At 65.9% G+C, this 1,082-nt stretch carries 1 protein-coding gene; it reads right to left on the bottom strand.

Translation table 11 applies throughout. The features are described from left to right. Positions 1-177: 177 nt before the first annotated feature. On the bottom strand, positions 178-987 hold the full coding sequence (locus tag MOV75_RS39330) for an oxaloacetate decarboxylase (RefSeq protein ID WP_246922972.1): 810 nt from the start codon (positions 985-987) through the stop codon (positions 178-180). Positions 988-1,082 lie beyond the last annotated feature (95 nt).

Raw genomic sequence — 1,082 nt, forward strand, 5'->3', positions numbered from 1 at the left:
CCAACACCGGCCCGGGCGTGACCACGGGTGCTGCACCGAGCAAGCCGGCAGCCCCGGCTCCGGATACACCTGCCGCAAAGCCGGCGCCGGATACGCAGACGCCGTCAGACGGCGCGAAGCAATAGTTCGCAATGAGACGTGAGAGCGGCGGGACAATGTCCCGCCGCTCTTCGTTTGCTAGCTGAACATCTTGTTGAGGTCGCCGCCGGAATAGCCGCGGCCGAGTTCGGTGAATGTGCCCTTCTCCGCCATCTCCTTCGCCGCCCGCATGAAGCCGCCCCAGGCGGCGCGGGCAAGCGAGCCACCGACGCTGATCCGGCGTACGCCGAGGTCGGCGGCTTCCTGCAACGACAGGCCGGAAGCACCGATCAGCAGGTTGAATGGTTTTGGGTGCACCGCCTTCACCACTGCGGCGATATCCTCGCGGGTCTTGAGGCCTGGCGCGTAGAGGCAGTCGGCCCCGGCGTCCGCGTAAGCGGTGAGCCGGTCGATGACCAGCTTGAGATCGGTCACGCCCCACAAATAGGCTTCGCAGCGGCCGACCAGCAGCGTGCCGCTGTCGCCGATCGCCTTGCGCGAGGCCCTGATGCGCTCGACCGCGAGCGTGCGCTCGTAGATCGGCTTGTCCTTGTCGCCGGTGGAATCCTCGATCGACAGACCGGCAACGCCGGTTCGCACGCAGCGCTCGACATTGTCCGCAACCCTGTCCGGCTCGACCGCGAAGCCGCCCTCGAAATCGGCGTTCACCGGAATATCGACCGCCGAGCTCAATGCTGCCAGATGCTGACAGACGTCCTCGACAGTGACGTGGTTGTCGGCCTTGCCGATGGTCCAGGCAAAGCCCGCGCTCGATGAGGCAATCGCCTTGAAACCGAGATGCTGCAACGCCTTGGCGCTGCCGACATCGACCGGATTGGGCAGGATGAAGCATCCGCTCTCGTGCATCTTCTTGAACGCCGCGCGCTTGTCAGCGGTTGTCACGTGCATGTTTATCTCCCTTGATAGCAGCGCAGACATAGGCGCCCTCACGCGGCAGCGCCAGAGCGCGCCCGGCAGCGCCAGAGCGCGCCCGGCAGCGCTAG

The sequence above is a fragment of the Bradyrhizobium sp. PRIMUS42 genome, assembly GCF_023006515.1.
Taxonomy (GTDB): Bacteria; Pseudomonadota; Alphaproteobacteria; order Rhizobiales; family Xanthobacteraceae; genus Bradyrhizobium.

What these genes read in the sequence shown, in the direction of transcription:
- MOV75_RS39330 (WP_246922972.1), bottom strand. Translation starts at nt 987, where the DNA reads ATGCACGTGACAACCGCTGACAAGCGCGCGGCGTTCAAGAAGATGCAC.